This window comes from Streptomyces sp. NPDC001832, from assembly GCF_040297265.1.
In the GTDB taxonomy this organism is placed as follows: Bacteria; Actinomycetota; Actinomycetes; order Streptomycetales; family Streptomycetaceae; genus Streptomyces.
Genome location: NZ_JBEOYU010000021.1, coordinates 20869 through 37753, shown reverse-complemented (window position 1 = coordinate 37753; position 16885 = coordinate 20869). Strand labels below are relative to the sequence as shown.

Annotated in this window: 16 protein-coding genes; 10 read left to right on the top strand and 6 right to left on the bottom strand. The window is 70.6% G+C overall.

All coding sequences use genetic code 11. The features are described 5' to 3' along the window. Positions 1 to 212: 212 nt before the first annotated feature. The 4 genes from ABT115_RS18190 to ABT115_RS18175 form a co-directional block, all read right to left on the bottom strand. On the bottom strand, positions 213 to 1535 hold the full coding sequence (locus ABT115_RS18190; RefSeq protein WP_351790463.1) for an MFS transporter: 1323 nt from the start codon (positions 1533 to 1535) through the stop codon (positions 213 to 215). A 95-nt stretch (positions 1536 to 1630) separates the two neighbouring features. After that, entirely contained in the window at positions 1631 to 1780 is a 150-nt protein-coding gene (locus ABT115_RS18185) for a hypothetical protein (protein WP_351790460.1), read from the bottom strand. Positions 1781 to 2114: 334 nt separating this feature from the next. Continuing rightward, a complete protein-coding gene (locus ABT115_RS18180) occupies positions 2115 to 3125 on the bottom strand; it encodes a helix-turn-helix transcriptional regulator (protein ID WP_351790457.1) in 1011 nt (336 codons plus the stop codon). A 78-nt stretch (positions 3126 to 3203) separates the two neighbouring features. After that, complete coding sequence (locus tag ABT115_RS18175; protein WP_351790454.1) at positions 3204 to 4190, bottom strand: alpha/beta fold hydrolase; 987 nt, start codon at positions 4188 to 4190, stop codon at positions 3204 to 3206. A gap of 144 nt (positions 4191 to 4334) precedes the next feature. On the opposite strand from ABT115_RS18175, the gene ABT115_RS18170 reads away from it, so the two are divergent. Together ABT115_RS18170 and ABT115_RS18165 are read left to right on the top strand one after the other, a co-directional pair. After that, complete coding sequence (locus ABT115_RS18170; protein ID WP_351790451.1) at positions 4335 to 4940, top strand: helix-turn-helix domain-containing protein; 606 nt, start codon at positions 4335 to 4337, stop codon at positions 4938 to 4940. A gap of 182 nt (positions 4941 to 5122) precedes the next feature. Continuing rightward, a complete protein-coding gene (locus ABT115_RS18165; RefSeq protein WP_351790448.1) occupies positions 5123 to 5533 on the top strand; it encodes a VOC family protein in 411 nt (136 codons plus the stop codon). On the opposite strand, the gene ABT115_RS18160 is transcribed toward ABT115_RS18165, so the two are convergent. Next, positions 5534 to 8446, bottom strand: a complete 2913-nt coding sequence (locus tag ABT115_RS18160) for an FAD-binding and (Fe-S)-binding domain-containing protein (protein WP_351790446.1) — start codon at positions 8444 to 8446, stop codon at positions 5534 to 5536. 283 nt (positions 8447 to 8729) lie between these two features. Between ABT115_RS18160 and ABT115_RS18155 the strand changes: the two genes are divergently transcribed. The 8 genes from ABT115_RS18155 (at position 8730) to ABT115_RS18120 (ending at position 16116) form a co-directional block, all read left to right on the top strand. Next, complete coding sequence (locus ABT115_RS18155; protein ID WP_351790444.1) at positions 8730 to 10202, top strand: ATP-binding protein; 1473 nt, start codon at positions 8730 to 8732, stop codon at positions 10200 to 10202. Further along, positions 10199 to 10645 (top strand): roadblock/LC7 domain-containing protein, encoded by a 447-nt coding sequence (locus tag ABT115_RS18150; RefSeq protein WP_351790441.1) that lies wholly within the window; start codon positions 10199 to 10201, stop codon positions 10643 to 10645. The genes ABT115_RS18155 and ABT115_RS18150 overlap by 4 nt, the downstream gene beginning before the upstream one ends. Continuing rightward, the gene (locus tag ABT115_RS18145; RefSeq protein WP_351790439.1) at positions 10642 to 11004 is read left to right on the top strand and encodes a DUF742 domain-containing protein; all 363 of its coding nucleotides are present in this window, start codon (positions 10642 to 10644) and stop codon (positions 11002 to 11004) included. Before ABT115_RS18150 ends, ABT115_RS18145 begins: the two co-directional genes overlap by 4 nt. Then, positions 10985 to 11659 (top strand): GTP-binding protein, encoded by a 675-nt coding sequence (locus ABT115_RS18140; RefSeq protein ID WP_351790438.1) that lies wholly within the window; start codon positions 10985 to 10987, stop codon positions 11657 to 11659. The genes ABT115_RS18145 and ABT115_RS18140 overlap by 20 nt, the downstream gene beginning before the upstream one ends. Then, positions 11656 to 12954: a cytochrome P450 gene (locus ABT115_RS18135; RefSeq protein ID WP_351790435.1), complete on the top strand. Its 1299-nt coding sequence runs from the start codon at positions 11656 to 11658 to the stop codon at positions 12952 to 12954. The genes ABT115_RS18140 and ABT115_RS18135 overlap by 4 nt, the downstream gene beginning before the upstream one ends. Further along, positions 12951 to 14159 carry a cytochrome P450 family protein gene (locus tag ABT115_RS18130; RefSeq protein WP_351790432.1) on the top strand — a complete coding sequence of 403 codons (1209 nt, stop codon included), beginning with the start codon at positions 12951 to 12953 and terminating at the stop codon, positions 14157 to 14159. Before ABT115_RS18135 ends, ABT115_RS18130 begins: the two co-directional genes overlap by 4 nt. Positions 14160 to 14278: 119 nt before the next feature. Next, the gene (gene serC, locus ABT115_RS18125; protein WP_351790430.1) at positions 14279 to 15397 is read left to right on the top strand and encodes a phosphoserine transaminase; all 1119 of its coding nucleotides are present in this window, start codon (positions 14279 to 14281) and stop codon (positions 15395 to 15397) included. Between the two features lie 146 nt (positions 15398 to 15543). Continuing rightward, the gene (locus ABT115_RS18120; RefSeq protein ID WP_351790427.1) at positions 15544 to 16116 is read left to right on the top strand and encodes a Uma2 family endonuclease; all 573 of its coding nucleotides are present in this window, start codon (positions 15544 to 15546) and stop codon (positions 16114 to 16116) included. Positions 16117 to 16322: 206 nt separating this feature from the next. Here the strand turns inward: ABT115_RS18120 and ABT115_RS18115 are convergent, their stop codons facing one another. Further along, positions 16323 to 16787, bottom strand: coding sequence for a hypothetical protein (locus tag ABT115_RS18115; protein WP_351790425.1), 465 nt, complete (start codon positions 16785 to 16787; stop codon positions 16323 to 16325). Between the last annotated feature and the right edge of the window lie 98 nt (positions 16788 to 16885).

Genomic DNA, 16885 nt, shown 5'->3' with positions numbered 1-16885 from the left:
CCCCGAAGCCCGAAGCTCAAGACCCGGCCCCGAGCCCCTCCCCGTACCCACGAAAGAGTGAACAGGGCCTTCCCGAAGCTCGAAACCCGGATACCGGCCCCCGAAGCTCGGGCTCCGGCCGCCCCGCGCCTCAGCCGCAGGAAGTGCCCGATTCGGGCGGCGCCCGTCTGCTGCCCGAGCTCCTCAAAGCCCGCACCCGCGGGCCGTGTTCGTCACCCAGCATTGGTCTCTCCGGCTGCTGCTGCGCTTGCCTGCTCGGCCCACCGGACCGCATAGGGCATCGCCAGTCCCGCGAGCACGAAAACACCGCCCAGAGCCAGCCAGCCGGGAACGCCCCAGGTGATGCAGAACAGGCCCAGAATTGACGGAGCCAGGGAACTTGCCAAGCCTGCGCCGGTGGCGCTCAGTCCGGAGTACTGACCCTGGGCATGGGCGGGCGCCAGTCCGAAGCTCAGCTCGAACGAGGCGGCGGTGTGCCACAGCTCACCGATCGTGTGCACGACGACACCAGCGGTGATCATTATGGTGGCGAGCCATCCCGGGACCCCCGCCGCGATCGATATCGCTGCCATGCCGAGCAGGAACGCCACCCCGGAACGGACCGCGACCCGCCCCGCTGAGGCGTTATCGACTACCCCTCGGCTTGCCCGCACCTGGAACACCACCACGATCAGCGTGTTGACCACCGCGCACGCTCCGACCAGCCACTGGGGTGCTGCGCTGTGCCCGACGATCCACAGCGGCAGCGCGAACACCAGAACATGTCCCTGAAGCGACAGGACCGAGTCCAGCCCAGTGACCACCACGTACGGGCGGTCCTTCAGCACACCCCAACGGCCCGCAGAAGACGTCCCCGAGGCGGAGTCCCGCTCACGCAACGGTGGCAGATGCGGCAGCCGGGTCACGACAGCCGCGCAGAGCAGGAAACTCAGGGCATTGGCCAGCACCAGCGCCACGTACGCGCCCCGGGTGTCCACCTGCACCACCACGCCGGCCATGACTGCGCCACACGCTCCGGCCAGATTGGCCACGGCCCGCAGATAGGACCGGTACTTCGTCGGATCCGCCCCCGCAAGACCGCGCGTCAGCGGGCCTCGGGCAGCGGCACCGGCCGAGGACGCGAGCTGGGTGAGGGAGATGACCAGGACGAACATCCCGAACGAGCTCACCAGCACCAGCGCCGCCATCGCCACGGCCTGCACGCACTGAATCGCCAGATACGTCTCCCGCGGCCCGCGCCGGTCGGCCAACCGCCCCGCCGGCACCCCTGCTGCCAGGCCAACCAAGGCCGCCACCCCCATGCCCAGACCGACCTGCGTCACCGACAGTCCGACCGAGCGGGTGAAGAACAGCGCGGCGCCGGTCATGAAGAGACCGCTGCCGATCATGCTGATGAACGTCGCCAGCGCCAGTGTCCGCCGGGGCCCCCGCTCGGGCAGCAGCCCACGCGTCACCAGCCCCGACTGCCGGGGTCGCCGCGCTGCTTTCGGCACGGTGTCGTCCAATGCCTGGTCGGACGTCCTGTCGGTTCTCAAGGTGCCGGATCCCCTTTCCTGCGAGCCTCTTGGCCGCCCAGGGACTATGCACGGCGGTCCGACTGCTGCGGAAGGCGCGTTGACCTGGCGAAATGTCACATCTCAAAAAGGAACCAGGAGCCGTCTGTCAGGCGTTGTGACGAGTAACGGTTCACCAGTTCTCCCTGCTGCCCCGGGGGGTCGATCCGGCCGCGGGCGGCGTTCTCGAAGGCGCCGTAGTCGGCGGTGCGGTCGATGCGCAACATTTTCTGGTCCGCCGACTGGTCCGGGCACCTCATGCTCCGGACCGGCAGGGTCCGCTCCGGAGCGATGCCGCCGCGACTTCGCGCCGCAAGTCGGTCACGATTAGTCATACTTGCTGGCTGTGACAGGCCAGGGAGGGCGGGGAGGTTTCCCCAACCCCCTTCTTTCACCGACTGGTTGTACGACACCGCTCGAATCCCGACGCCCGGAACCCGGCCCCCGAAGCCCGAAGCTCAAGACCCGGCCCCGGGCCCCTCCCCGTACCCACGAAAGAGTGAATAGGGCCTTCCCGAAGCTCGAAACCCGGCACCCGAAGCTCGGGCTCCGGTCGGGGCGTCAGGTTCGCAGGGCGTGGGAGGCAAGGCGGTTGGCGAAGGCGGTGACGAGAGCGCGGAGTTCGCTCGGACGCTCGATGACGAACGGCCGGTCGAGCGCGGCGAGCACCGGCGGCAGCCAGTCGAGACGCTCGGCCCGCAGCTCGACCCGCAGCCACTGCTCACCCTCGTCGGCAGTGGGCCCGAGCTCCGCTACCCCGGCGACGGTCGCGGGCAGGTGGGCCCGGACCTGCGCGACCGTCGCCCGGACCCGCAGCACCACCTCGTGGCGGTACTCCGCGGCGGCGAACCCCGCCAGCAGCTGCTGCGCCGGGTCATGGTCCGTCGGCGCCTCGAAGGAGCCGGGCAGGGGCCTGGCGTCCGTGATGCGGTCCAGCCGGAAGGTCCGCTCCTCACCGGATCCGGGGTTCGCGCCGGCTCCGGGGCTCGCACCGGTGACGTACCACCGGCCCTCGTGGGCGACGATGCCGTAGGCGTGCAGCGTGCGTTCGCTGCGGTGTCCGGAGCGATCGGTGTACCGGAGGGAGACCGGCCGGCGGTGGCGCACCGCGTCGGCGAGGGTGAGCAGGACCTCCGCGTCCGGCACCGACGCGGGCGCCGCGGCCGGGCGGGACAGGTCGGTGAAAGCGAGCGAATCGAGGAGCGCGGCGAGCCGGCCCACCACGTGCTTGGGCAGCACCCGCCGGATCTTGGCCGATGCCGTCTCACCCGCCGTACTCCCCGCCGCCGGCAGCCCCGCCCGGCGGCCGGCGGCCAGGCCGAGCAGCACGGCCAGCGCCTCGTCCTCGGCGAGCATGAGCGGGGGCAGACGGTAGCCGGGGCCGAGCCGGTAGCCACCGTAGCGGCCGCGGATCGATTCCACGGGCACGTCGAGGTCGATCAGGTGCTCGACGTACCGCCGCACGGTGCGGCCGTCGACGCCGAGCCGGTCGGCCAGTTCGGCCACGGTGCGGGTGCCGCCGGACTGGAGCAGCTCCAGCAGGGTGAGGACGCGGCCGGTGGGGCGGGGCATGGCCTCAGCCTATGGAGGAAAGCGGGCGGATTCTGCCCTCTATTGGTCCTACGTTGTGTCCCGGCCGCGCCTGGCGGTTCAGCCCGTGAGGGTGTTGAGCCAGCCGGTCAGCAGACGGTTGATCTCCTCGGGGCGTTCCTGCTGGATCCAGTGGCCGCAGCCCTCTACGAGGTGGGAGGCGGTCAGGCCGGGGAGGGTGGTGGGGAAGGCGTCGATAGCGTCGGACATCCAGGTGGTGGAGGCGTCCAGGGCGCCGCCGATGAACAGGGACGGCTGCTTGATCGGGGCGCCGCGGTGGGGGGCGAGGTCTTCCCAGTCGCGGTCCATGTTGCGGTAGCGGTTGAGGGCGCCGGTCAGACCCGTGCGCTCGAACTCTCCGGCGTAGACGTCGAGGTCGTCCTCGGTCAGCCAGGCCGGGAGGATGCCGGTGGGAAATCGGTCACGCAGCCGGCCGCCGTTGGCGACGAAGTGCGGGTCGGGCTCGCCCTGGGCGGGCATGGTGTCGGCGGACAGGGCGGCGTAGAAGCCCGCGAGCCAGCCCCGCACGTCAGGCTCGATCTCCGTCTCGGCGCGGCCGGGCTCCTGGAAGTAGGAGACGTAGAACTCCTGCTCGGGGCCGCCGATCTGGCCGAAGATGTCGGTGGGGCGGGGGCCGCCGGGTGGCGCGTACGGGACGCTCAGCAGGGCGACGGCCCGGAAGACCTCGGGGTGGAGCAGAGCGGAGGTGGCGGCGATGTTGGAGCCCCAGTCGTGGCCGACGACCACCGCGCTCTCCTCGCCGAGGGCGTGCACGAGGGCGACGTTGTCCTCCACCAGGTCCAGCATCCGGTAGGCGTCGGTCGCCGCAGGCTTGGAGGAGCGGCCGTAGCCGCGCACGTCGATCGCCACCGCCCGGTAGCCGGCCGCGGCGAGGGCCGGGAGCTGGCGGCGCCAGGAGTACCAGGACTCGGGGAAGCCGTGCACGAGCAGGACCAGCGGGCCGGTGCCCTGCTCGACCAGGTGCAGGCGCCCGGCCGGGGCCTCGACGGTGCGGTGGCGGAGTGCGGTGGACGGCTCGGGCTGCATGGGGGCTTCTCCTCGGTTCGCGGGTGGATGCAGGTACGCATCGATCATGCGGCGCGGCGACCGTCCGACGCGATTACCGTTGCCAGCCTGGCAAACTTGCAGGACAGGATGGTGGAGCGGCGCGTCCGGAAGGGGGCAGAGCGGGTGACAGGCGACGACGTGGCCGACACGCTGGCGGCGATGGGCCCCCGGCTGCGGGCCGCGCGCGAACACCGCGGCTCCACGCTCACCGGCGTCAGCTGCGCGACCGGCATCTCCCCGAGCACGCTGTCGCGGATCGAGACCAGCCGACGCAAGCCCACCCTGGAGGTGGTGTTGCAGTTGGCGAAGGAGTACGGCGTCTCCCTGGACGAGCTGGCCGGCACCGCCCCCGCCGCCGAGCCCCGCACCTCCGCGCTCCAGCGTTTCGGCGACGACAAGGCAGTGCTGCCGCTGACCCGGTACGTCGGGGGCCTGCACGCCCACAAACACGTCCTGCCCGCCGTTCAGGAGCCGCCCGCACGGCCCCGGCAGGTTTCCCACGACGGCTGGGAATGGCTGTGCGTCCTGTACGGGCGGCTGTGGCTCGCACTCGGCGACCAGGACCTCGTCCTGAGTGCCGGGGACGTCGCCGAGTTCGACACTCGCAATCCCCACGGGGTCGCGAGCGCCGGCCCCGGCGGCCCGGTCGAGTACATGATCATGTTCGGGCCGCAGGGAGAGCGCCTGCGACCGCGCACCCCGCCCGCCCCCGGCCTCAGGGCCCGGTAGCAGGCAGAGAACACGGTCACCGCTCCGTACAGGGCACGGGCGCCGGACACCGGTCTCATCGCGGAGTTCGCTTCACGGTATGTCAGCGTAGGTCGGCGGAAAGCGGGCGGATTCTGTCCTCTATTGGTCCTACGTTGTGACGGGCAACGACGCCTTCAATCGAGCAAACCAAGGAAAACTTCATGGATTTCGTTTCGATCCGCATCATCACCGCCGACGTCGCACGCCTCGTGGATTTCTATGAGCGGACCACCGGGGTGCTGGCCGACCGGGCCACCGAGGACTTCGCGGAGCTGCGCCTGCCCCACGCCACGCTCGCGATCGGCAGCGACCGCACCATCCCGTTGTTCGCCCCGGGGTCGGCCCGGCCGGCGGCGAACAGCAGCGTCATCATTGAGTTCCTCGTCGACGACGTGGACCGCATCTACCGGAACCTGACCGGGTTCGTCACCGACTTCGTCAAGGAGCCGACGACGATGCCGTGGGGCAACCGCGCGCTGCTGTTCCGCGACCCCGACGGAAACCTCGTCAACTTCTTCACGCCCGTCACCCCGGAGGCCGTCGAGAGGTTCGCGTCGCGCCGCGCCTCATAGTCACTCAGCCGCCGGCCCGCTCCCCTCCCCAGCTCCCTCCATCAGGTCCTCTTCCAGGCCCTCCGCCAGAAGTTCCGCCAAGTGCCGGGCCCGTACGCCGCCCAGTTGTTCCAGTTGGGTCCGGCAGGAGAAGCCGTCCGCCAGGAAGGCCGTTCCCGGTTCCGATGCCCGTACCGATGGCAGCAGCTGCTCCTCCGCGCAGGCTGCCGACACCGCCCAGTGGCCCCGCTCGAAGCCGAAGTTTCCTGCCAGCCCGCAGCAGCCACCGCTCAACTCACCGGTGAGCCCGGCGCGTTCCCGCAGCCGGTGGTCCGCCGCGTCGCCGAGGACCGCGTGCTGGTGGCAGTGGGTCTGGCCGGCGACGGGGCGGTCCAGGTGGGGCGGCTGCCAGTCGGGGGCGTACTCCTCCAGGTACTGCGCCAACGTCCGGACCGAGCGGGCGAGTTCGGCCGCGTGCGGGTCGCCGGGAAGGAGTTCGGGCAGGTCGGTGCGGAGGGTCGCGGCGCAGCTCGGTTCGAGGACGACGAGCGGTTCTCCGAGGCAGTCGCCCATCCGGTCCAGAGTTCGGCGCATCACCTTGCGGGCCTTGTCGAGCTGCCCCGTGGACACATAGGTGAGACCGCAGCACACGCCCCGGCCAGGGAGCAGAGCGGTGCGCCCCGCCGCCTCCAGGACCCGGACCGCGGCCCGCCCGACCTCGGGCGAGAGGTGGTTGGTGAAGGTGTCGGGCCAGAGGGTGACCGCCTGGTCGCTCGACAGGATCACCGTCCCCTTGCCCTGGTGCCGCCCCAGCCATCGGGTGAACGTCTCCCGCGCCAGTACCGGGAGCGTCCGCTCCGGAGCGATGCCCGCCAGTCGTTTGGCCAGGGCCGCCAGCGGGCGGACCCGGGCCAGGGCGTTCAGGGCGGGTGCGAACGGGGCCGCCGCACGGAGCCATGCCGGCAGCCGTCCCATCGTGTAATGGGCGGCGGGGCGCAGCCGTCCCCGGTAGTGGTGGTGCAGGAACTCCGCCTTGTACGTGGCCATGTCGACACCTACCGGGCAGTCGCTGCGGCAGCCCTTGCAGGACAGGCAGAGATCGAGCGCGTTGCGCACTTCCGTCGACCGCCAGCCGTCCGTGATCACCTCGCCCGCGAGCATCTCGTGCAGCAGCCGGGCCCGGCCGCGGGTGGAGTGGGCCTCCTCGCCGGTCGCCCGGTACGACGGGCACATCACGCCCGCGCCCGGCGGCTTTGTCGTACGGCATTTGGCGACGCCCACACATCTGCGTACCGCCGCGGAGAAGTCGCCGCCGTCGTGCGGGTAGCCGAACGTGACGTCCACCGGGCGCTTCGGCAGCACCTCGAAGCGGAGGTTCTCGTCGAGCCGGGCGGGGTGGGTGAGGATGCCTGGGTTCATTCCGTTGTACGGGTCCCAGATGTTCTTGAAGCGGGAGAAGAGGGCGACCAGTTCGTCTCCGTACATGCGCGGGAGCAGTTCGGCGCGGGCCTGGCCGTCGCCGTGTTCGCCGCTGAGTGATCCGCCGTGCGCGACGACCAGGTCCGCCAGCTCCTCGGAGAAGCGGCGGAAGCGGGCCACTCCCTCCGGGGCCGACAGGTCGAAGTCGATCCGGACGTGGATGCAGCCCTCGCCGAAGTGCCCGTACGGGGTGCCGCGCAGCCCGTGGGCGGCGAGCAGGGCGCGGAAGTCGCGGAGGTACGGGCCGAGGCGGGTGGGTGGTACGGCGCAGTCCTCCCAGCCGGGCCAGGCCTCCGTACCGTCGGGCATCCGGGTTGCGGTGCCGGCGGCGTCCTCGCGGATGCGCCACAGGGCCCGCTGTCCGGCCGGGTCGGTGACGACCATGCCGGCCCGCGCGTCGGCCGCCCGGAGGATGCGCTCGGCGTGCGCCCGCGCCTCGGCCGAAGTGGCGCCGCCGGTCTCGACGAAGAGCCAGGCACCGCCGCGCGGCAGCCCGGCCGGTTCCCGTACGAGATCGGCGGCCATGCCCTCCACGGTCAGGGGGTGGTGCGGGAGCAGGCCGGGAGCTGCTTCGGCGGCTGCGGACTCGTCGGCGTATGCGAGTACGGCGAGCGCGCGGGCCGCCGGCGCCTCGACCAGCCGTACGGTCGCCTCCGTCACCACACCGAGCGTGCCCTCGCTGCCGCAGAAGGCGCGGGCCAGGTCGGTTCCGCGCTCGGGCAGGAGTGCGTCCAGGGCGTATCCGGAGATACGGCGCGGGAGTTCGGGGAATCCGGTGCGCAGGAGGGCGAGGTTCTCGCCGACGAGTTCGGCGAGTCCGGCGAGTCCGGTGAGTCCGGTGAGTCCGGTGGCGGGTTCGGTGAGTCCGGTGCGTCCGGTGGCGGGTTCGGTCTCACCGGCCCGGACCAGACGCAGCGTGTCGCCGCCGTAGCGGGCCACGGTCAGGGCGTGCACATTGTCGGCCGTGGTGCCCCACGCGACCGAGTGCGCGCCGCAGGAGTTGTTGCCGATCATGCCGCCCAGCGTGCAGCGGCTGTGCGTGGCGGGGTCGGGTCCGAAGGTGAGGCCGTGCGGGGCGGCGGCGGTGCGCAGGTCGTCCAGGATCACGCCCGGCTGGACGACCGCGGTACGGGATTCGGCGTCCAGCTCGACGATCTTCCCCATATGGCGGGTGAGGTCGAGGACGACACCGGTGCCGGTGGCCTGCCCGGCGATGGAGGTGCCGCCGCCGCGCGGGACCACGGGCACGGCGTGTCCACGGCAGACGGCGAGCGCGGAGGCCACGTCGTCGGCGTCGCGCGGGGTGACGACGCCGAGCGGCACGCGGCGGTAGTTGGAGGCGTCCATCGTCGTCAGCGCCCGTGCGGTGGGGCCGAAGTCGACCTCTCCGCGGACCGCGGTGCTCAGGGCCTGTGCGAGGGCGGTGCGTTCCGTCGGTTCGTGATGTGCGGCCATGGACCCAGGATGCCGTTGCCCCGGTTACTCGACGGCCTCGCCCGCGCGAGTCCCCCCCGAATACGTCAATACGTCGGAATACGTCGGACGCGTAGTCACATACGTGACAGAGAACGCCACAAGCACTTCCCAAATAGAGAGTCAATTCTCATATAGTGACCAAGACTTGGCTGGGAATCGTCAGCTCCAGTTGTCGCATTCATCCCCGCCGTGCCGAACTGTCCCAAACTGTCCCGATCAGACCCGTTGGCCCTACCGCCCCGTCCGCCCCCAAGGACTCCGCTTGAGCACCTCATCCCGGCCGACCGCACTGGCTCTGCTGATCTCACTGGCCGTCACCGGGTCCCTGTGCCTGTGGGCGGTAGTCGCTGCCCCCGACTCGGTACAGACCACGCTGGCCTGGGGAGCGGGCGCCGGCGCCGTACTGCTGTCCACCGCCGTGGCCACCGCCGTCCATGCCCGTGCCACCGCAAACCGTTTGCGCGCACATCTCGCGGCGGAGGCCCAGCGGTTCACCGGCGAGATCAGCAGGCTCGTCTCCTCCGCCGCGGCCGAGGGCCAGCGGTTCACCGCCGAGACCGCCCGGGTCAAGGCCGCCGCCGAGGCCGAGACCGCACGGGTCACCTCGCAGGCCGTCGCCGAGTCCGAACGGCTCACCGCCGAGGTCGGACGGCTCACCACCGACGTCGAACGACTCACCGCCCGCGCGGCCCGCAGCGACACCGAGCGTTCCGCCGCTGTCGCCGCCTGCGCCAACGCCGCGGGCCGGATGCAGGCCCTGGCCACCAGCATGCTCGCCGACCTGCGCGAAATGGAGCACCGGCACTCCGCCGAGGACGTGCTCGGCGATCTGCTCCATCTGGACCACCGCACCGCCCAGGCGGGCCGGCTCGCCGACTCCATCGCCGTGCTGACCGGCGCCCGCTCCGGACGACGCTGGGCGAAGCCGATCGTGATGGAGTCGATCCTGCGCGGCGCGATGGGCCGGATCAGCGGCTATCAGCGGGTACGCCTCCACTCGACCAGCGAGGTCGCGGTCGCCGGCCACGCCGCCGAGGGCGTCATGCACGCACTCGCCGAACTCCTCGACAACGCCGCCAACTTCTCGCCGCCCACCGCGGAGGTCCATGTGTACGTCGAGGACGTGCCGGCCGGCGTCGTCCTGACCGTGGAGGACAGCGGCCTGGTCATGAGCGATGTGCAGCTGCGCCGGGCCGAGCGCGCGGTGTCGGCCACCAACCAGGACCTGACGGGTCTTTCCGGCACCCGGCTCGGCCTCGCCGTCGTCGGCCGGCTGGCCCGTAAGCACGGTCTGACCGTGTCGTACCGGCCGTCCGCGCGCGGCGGCACGGGCGCCCTGCTGATGCTCCCGCAGGAGCTCCTCACCCGGGCTACGGTGCCGGTCCCGGAGCCGGAGCCCGAACAGGCGCCCCAGCCGAAGCCGGAGCCGAGGCCCGAGCCGGAACCCGCGCACGAATCGGCGGACACAACGGCAACGGAAGCCAACCCCGCCCTCTCGGACTCCCCCGCGTCCGAGACCACCGGCAACCTCCCCCGGTTCGGTGAGAGCGGGCTCCCCAAACGCCCCCGCGGCCGCACCCTCGCCGCCGCCGAGGCCCGTACCAACGCGGGCGGTGCCACCGCAACCCCCCGGCCCCGTACCGCCGACCCCAAGGAACAGGCAGCCCGCTTCAGCAGCTTCCGCCAGGCTGTTCGGGCCAACTCCCCGCACCCGGAAGAAGGCAACACCCGATGACCGCGACCACCGACGAGAAGCTCAACTGGCTGCTGGAGGCACTCCTGGAGCGAACCCCCGGCACCCGCCATGCCCTCGTCCTGTCCAGGGACGGCCTCAAGCTGTGCCGTACCCCCGAGCTCTCCATCGACCAGGCCGACCAGCTGGCCGCGATCTCGGCCGGTATCCAGAGCCTGTCGCACGGGGCGTCCATCGAGTTCGGTGACGGCACCGGCGGCGTACGGTCCGCGATGGCCGAGTTCTACGGCGGTGTGCTGTTCATCGTCGAGGCGGGCTCAGGCGCCCATCTCGCGGTCGTCGCCTCCGACAACGCCGACGTCGGCCTCATCGGCCACAACATGAGCGAACTCGTCGAGCAGCTCGGCGAGCACCTGAGCGCCCCGCCGCGCTCCCCCTCGGCTTCCGAGGCCTCCGCAGTCGTCGACGCGACAGCGAACGTATGACCCGCCCCCGTCCCGGCCGGGACGACGACCCGGACCGGCTGTACACCCTCACCGGTGGCCGCAGCCGGTCCGATTCGGACGCTTTCGACCTGGTGACGCTGGTCGTCTCCGAGTGCGAGCCGACCCCCGGCATGCAGTCGGAGCACGTCACGATCCTGCGAATGTGCCAGCTGCCCACCGCGGTCGTGGAGATCGCGGCGGGCCTCGGCCTGCCCGTCAGCATCGTCCGGATCATGCTGTCCGATCTGCTGGACACCGGCCGGATCAGCGCCCGTCACCCCCGTACAGCCCGTGTCGCGGACCGGCTCCCCGACCCCGAGATCCTGGAACAGGTGCTCGTTGGACTCCGCAACCTCTGACCGTGCCGCCCTGCGGGCGACGGCCGACAACGGACTGAAGATCGTCGTCGTCGGCGGCTTCGGGGTCGGCAAGACCACCATGGTCCGCTCCGTCAGCGAGATCCGTCCGCTGAACACGGAAGAGACCATGACCCGCGCGGGCGAGGCCGTCGACCATCTCGACGGTGTGCAGTCGAAGACATCCACGACCGTCGCCTTCGACTTCGGCCGGATCTCGCTCGACGAACGCTCGGTGCTGTATCTCTTCGGCGCCCCTGGCCAGGAACGGTTCTGGTTCCTGTGGGACCGGCTGTTCTCGGGCACCCTCGGTGCCGTCGTCCTCGTCGACACCCGCAGGCTCGCCGACTCCTGGTACGCCATCGACCGCCTGGAGCACCACGGCACGCCGTTCATCGTGGCGTGCAACGACTTCGGCGGCCCGCTCCACACCGAACAGCAGATACGGGAGGCGCTCGACCTCTCGGACGACGTACCCCTGGTGGAGTGCGACGCCCGGGACCGTTCCTCCAGCAAGTACGTACTGATCACGCTGGTCGAGCACCTGCGCACCCTGTCGCAGGGCAAGGCCTCCGCGCCGTCCGCCACCGCGCCTGCCGACCCGTCCGCCGCCCGTCCGGAGATCGCGCCGGAGAAGACCCCGGAGCCCACCTCGTGACCCAGCCCCCGGCGCCGCCCGCCGGCTGCCCCGTGTCCCAGGGCCGCGCGCCGCTCTCCGGCCCCCGGTTCCAGACCGAACCGACCCGGCTGTACCGGGAGATGCGCCGCGACCACGGGGCCGTGGCACCCGTCGTCCTGGACGGCGACGTCCCCGCCTGGCTGGTGCTCGGCTACCGCGAACTGCACCAGGTCACCGGCGACCCGGTGCTGTTCAGCCGCGACTCCGACCTGTGGAACCAGTGGGACCGCATCCCCGACGACTGGCCGCTGCTGCCGATGATCGGCCGCAAGCAGCCGTCGATCCTCTACACGGTCGGCCCCCGGCACACCGAGCGCGCCGCGATGATCAGCAACGCGCTGGAGGCCGTCGACCCGTTCGCGCTCAAGCGGTACGCGGAGGAGTTCGCCGACACTCTCATCGACGGGTTCTGCACCGAGGGCAAAACCGACATCATCGCCGAATACGCGATGCTGCTCCCCGCCCTCGTGCTGGCGAAGATCTACGGCTTCAGCGACGCCATCAGCCACGCGCTCGTCGGCTCGCTCAACGACATGATCGACGGCCGGGAACGGGCGCTGGCCGGGCAGCAGCACCTCGCCTCGTCCATGGTCCAACTGCTGGTCGACAAGCACGCCGAGCCCGGCGACGACGTCGCCACGCGGATGCTCGCCGACAGGGGCGGCTTCACCGACGAGGAAGTCGCCCAGGACCTGATGGTCATGATGGCGGCGGGCCACCAGCCGACCGCAGACTGGATCGGCAACTCGCTGCGGCTGATGCTCACCGACGACCGGTTCGCCGCCTCCCTCTCCGGCGGCCGGCACAGCGTCGCCGAGGCAATGAACGAGGTGCTCTGGGAGGACACCCCGACGCAGAACGTCGCGGGCCGCTGGGCATCGCGCGACACCCATCTCGGCGGCCGCCGCATCCTGGCGGGCGACCTGGTGCTGCTCGGCATCGCCGCCGCCAACGCGGACCCGCAGGTCCGCACCGACGGTTCCGCACTGACCGGCGGCAACAACGCGTTCCTCTCCTTCGGCCACGGCGAGCACCGCTGCCCGTTCACGGCCCAGGAGACCGCCGAAATCATCGCCCGTACCGGCATCGAGGTGCTGCTGGACCGGCTCCCGGACATCGACCTCGCCGTCCCCGCCGAGCAGCTCACCCGACGCCCGTCCCCGTGGCTGCGGGGCCTGACGGACCTACCGGTGACCTTCACACCCACCCTTGCCATCGGAACCGGAACCGCTGCCGGAACCATTGCCGAACCCGCCATCGGAGGCCAGAGATGACCCGGATCGCCCTCGACCCCTTCGTCGCCGACCTCGACGGCGAGAGCAACCGGCTACGGGCGGCAGGCCCGCTCGCCGAGGTGGAACTGCCGGGCGGGGTGCACTGCTACGCCGTCACCCACCACGCCGAGGCGCGGCAGCTCCTCACCGACAGCCGGATCGTGAAGGACATCAACGTCTGGGGCGCCTGGCAGCGCGGCGAGATACCGATGGACTGGCCGCTGATCGGCCTCGCCAACCCGGGCCGCTCCATGCTCACGGTCGACGGCGCGGACCACCGCCGGCTGCGCACCCTGGTCGCGCAGGCACTGACCGTGAAGCGGGTGGAGCGGCTGCGGGCCGGCATCGAGGCGCTGACCACGGCGAGCCTGGACCGGCTGGCCGCGCTACCGAAGGGCGAGCGGGTCGACCTGAAGGCGGAGTTCGCGTATCCGCTGCCGATGAACGTGATCAGCGAGCTGATGGGCGTGGACAGCGCGGACCACCCGCGGCTCAAGGAGCTCTTCGAGAAGTTCTTCTCGACGCAGACGCCGCCGGCGGAGGTCCCGCAGATGATGGCGGACCTCGGCGAGCTCTTCACAAAGATCGTCGACTCCAAGCGGGAGAACCCTGGCGACGACCTCACCAGCGCCCTCATCGCGGCCTCCGAGGACGGCGACCAACTCACCGACGAGGAGATCGTCAACACCCTCCAGCTGATCATCGCGGCCGGTCACGAGACCACGATCAGCCTGATCGTGAACGCGGTCGTCGCGCTCCAGACACACCCCGAGCAGCGCAAGCAGGTGCTGAACGGTCAGGTGCCGTGGGAGAACGTGATCGAGGAGACCCTGCGCTGGAACACGCCCACTTCGCATGTCCTGTTCCGGTTCGCCACGGAAGACGTCGAGGTGGGCGACAAGGTCCTGCCGAAGGGCGAGGCACTGATCGTCTCGTACGGCGCGCTCGGCCGCGACGAGGCGCAGCACGGCCCGACGGCCGGTGACTTCGACATCACCCGCTCCCCCAACCGCCACATCGCGTTCGGCCACGGCCCGCACGTCTGCCCGGGTGCGGCACTGTCCCGGCTGGAGGCGGGGGTGGCGCTGCCCGCGCTGTACGAGCGGTTCCCGGAGCTGGAGCTCGCCGTCCCGGCGGCCGAGCTGCGGAACAAGCCGATCGTCACCCAGAACGACCTGCACGACCTGCCGGTGGAACTGGGCTGACCGGCCCTCCCGGCACAGGGCCCACGGACCGGAACTCACGCGGTCCACGGACCGGAGCGAGCGTCTCACCCGACGGACACCGTCCTCGGCGGTGTCCATGAGGTACTACGCTCCGGTTCGTGGCCGATATCCAGATTCCTGCTGACATCAAGCCCGCCGACGGACGCTTCGGCGCCGGTCCTTCCAAGGTGCGGACGGAAGCGCTCGACGCGCTGGCCGCCACCGGTACGTCTCTTCTCGGTACGTCCCACCGCCAGGCCCCGGTCAAGAACCTGGTCGGCGCGGTGCGTCAGGGCGTGCGCGACCTCTTCTCCCTCCCCGAGGGCTACGAGGTGATCCTGGGCAACGGCGGCTCCACCGCCTTCTGGGACATCGCGACGCACGGACTCATCGAGACGAAGTCCCAGCACCTCAATTTCGGCGAGTTCTCGTCGAAGTTCGCGAAGGCCGCCAAGCTCGCCCCGTGGCTGGCCGACCCGACCGTGATCTCCTCCGACCCCGGCACCCACCCGGACCCGCAGGCCGAGGCGGGCATCGACGTCTACGCGTTCACGCACAACGAGACCTCGACCGGTGTCGCCGCGCCGGTCAAGCGCGTCCCGGGCGCCGATGACGGCTCCCTCGTCCTGGTGGACGCCACCTCCGGCGCGGGCGGCCTGCCGGTCGACATCACCGAGTCGGACGTCTACTACTTCGCCCCGCAGAAGTCCTTCGCCTCCGACGGCGGTCTCTGGATCGGCGTCTTCTCCCCGGCGGCCCTGGAACGCGCCGCGCGCATCCACGCGTCGGGCCGCCACATCCCGGAGTTCTTCAGCCTGCCCACGGCGATCGACAACTCCCTCAAGAACCAGACGTACAACACCCCGGCCCTGGCCACGCTCTTCCTCCTGAACGAGCAGCTGAACTGGCTGAACACCCAGGGCGGCCTGGACTTCTCGGTCCGCCGCACGGCCACCTCGGCGCGGAACCTGTACGGCTGGGCGGAGGAGTCCAAGTACGCGACCCCGTTCGTCACCGACCCGGCGAAGCGCTCGCAGGTCATCGGCACGATCGACTTCGCGGACGAGATCGATGCCGCGGCCGTCGCCAAGGCGCTGCGCGCCAACGGGATCGTCGACACCGAGCCGTACCGCAAGCTGGGCCGCAACCAGCTGCGCGTGGCGATGTTCCCGGCGATCGACCCGTCGGACATCCAGGCGCTGACGGCCTGCATCGACTACGTGATCGAGAAGCTGTAACGCGTACCCGTACGACGAGGGGCCCCGCGCCGTCGCGCGGGGCCCCTCGTCGTTCACTCGGCCGGGTGGCGGAACGGCTTCCGGGCGTGGGCGGCGGTGTCGTCCGACGACGATGACCTCGACGACACCGAGTCAGGAGGCCCGCAATGGAATCGTTGCTCCAAACAGCCAACAGCCTCATGGAGCAGCATCCGGGTTACCGCGTCGAGATCATCGGAGGCGTCATCACTGTGGCCCCGCTGCCGGAAGGCCGGCACGCCAACGCGCTGACCAAGAGCATGATTCCGTTCCTGGCCGCAGACCTCCATGGCAAGGAAACCGACGTTCTTCAGGGAATCGGCCTGTGGCTCCCCAGCGGCCCCGAGGACTACGCCATCCCCGACCTGGCGATCGCCGACGCCGATCTCGACGAGCATCTGATCGAGAACAACTGCTACGACCCCGCCGTCTTCCGCCTCGTCCTGGAGGTCACCTCCAGCAACTACAACAACGACCTGCGCAACAAGGTCGCCGCCTACGCCGAGGCCAAGATCCCGGTGTACGTGATCGTCGACCGCAAGCACGGCCGGGTGCATGTGCTGACCGACCCCATGGGCGGCGGCTACGACACTCACCAGGTGTACGCCCCCGGGCAGACGGTCACGCTGCCCGATTCGATCGGCGCCCCGGTGACCCTCGACGTCGCCGATCTCATCCGGGCCGACCGCCCCCGGACCTGATACGCCCCGGCACGAGGAACCGCGCTCGTGTGCAGGGCCGGGTCGTCGGGCACGGCCGCCATCTCGTCCGCGTACGCGCCCCGCAGCGACACCGCGTCCAGCGGGACAGTGGCAAAGGGCCCGGTTCCGTGTCCGGGGATCATCTGGATTCTCCACGGCTGCCTGCCCGAGCCGTCCCGCGCCCACTCGTCCAGGAAGCAGTACCTTCAGAACCGCTCGACCTTCTCGCCGTCCGGGACCTGATAGCAGCCGGAGACGACCATCAGGCTGAGGCTCGGCGGGTTGTCCTTCGCGAAGTGGACGATCTTGACGCTGTACTTCTTCTCGTCGTTGTCGGCCGTGAGGTTGACATTCTTTTGCTTGCTGTTGTCCGGCCCGTAATCGACGACCTTCCAGCCGTGCTTGGGCAGTTCCTCCTTGAGCCGCTCCATCACACCACCGAGCTGGTCGGCCGATGCCGGAGTGAAGCTCCACGGGTGAAAGATCTGGAAGTACTTCTCGCGGTCCTTGCCGCTGCACTCCGTGACGCCCGCTCCGGTGTTGGACGCCTTTCCCTTGATACCGATCAGGTCGTAGATCTCGCTGGAGACCTTCTTTGCGTCAGCGGCGGCTTCCTCAGAGGTGCTGGTGCCCGCGGAGGGGATGTCGTGGGAGTCATTGGCGTCAGTCATGCTGCATCCAGTGAGGGTCGCGAGGGCGAGGGACACTAGGAGCGCCGGGGCGCTCAGTTTGCTCTTCAAGTCGAGGGGCCTCGATGGGTCGGACCGGG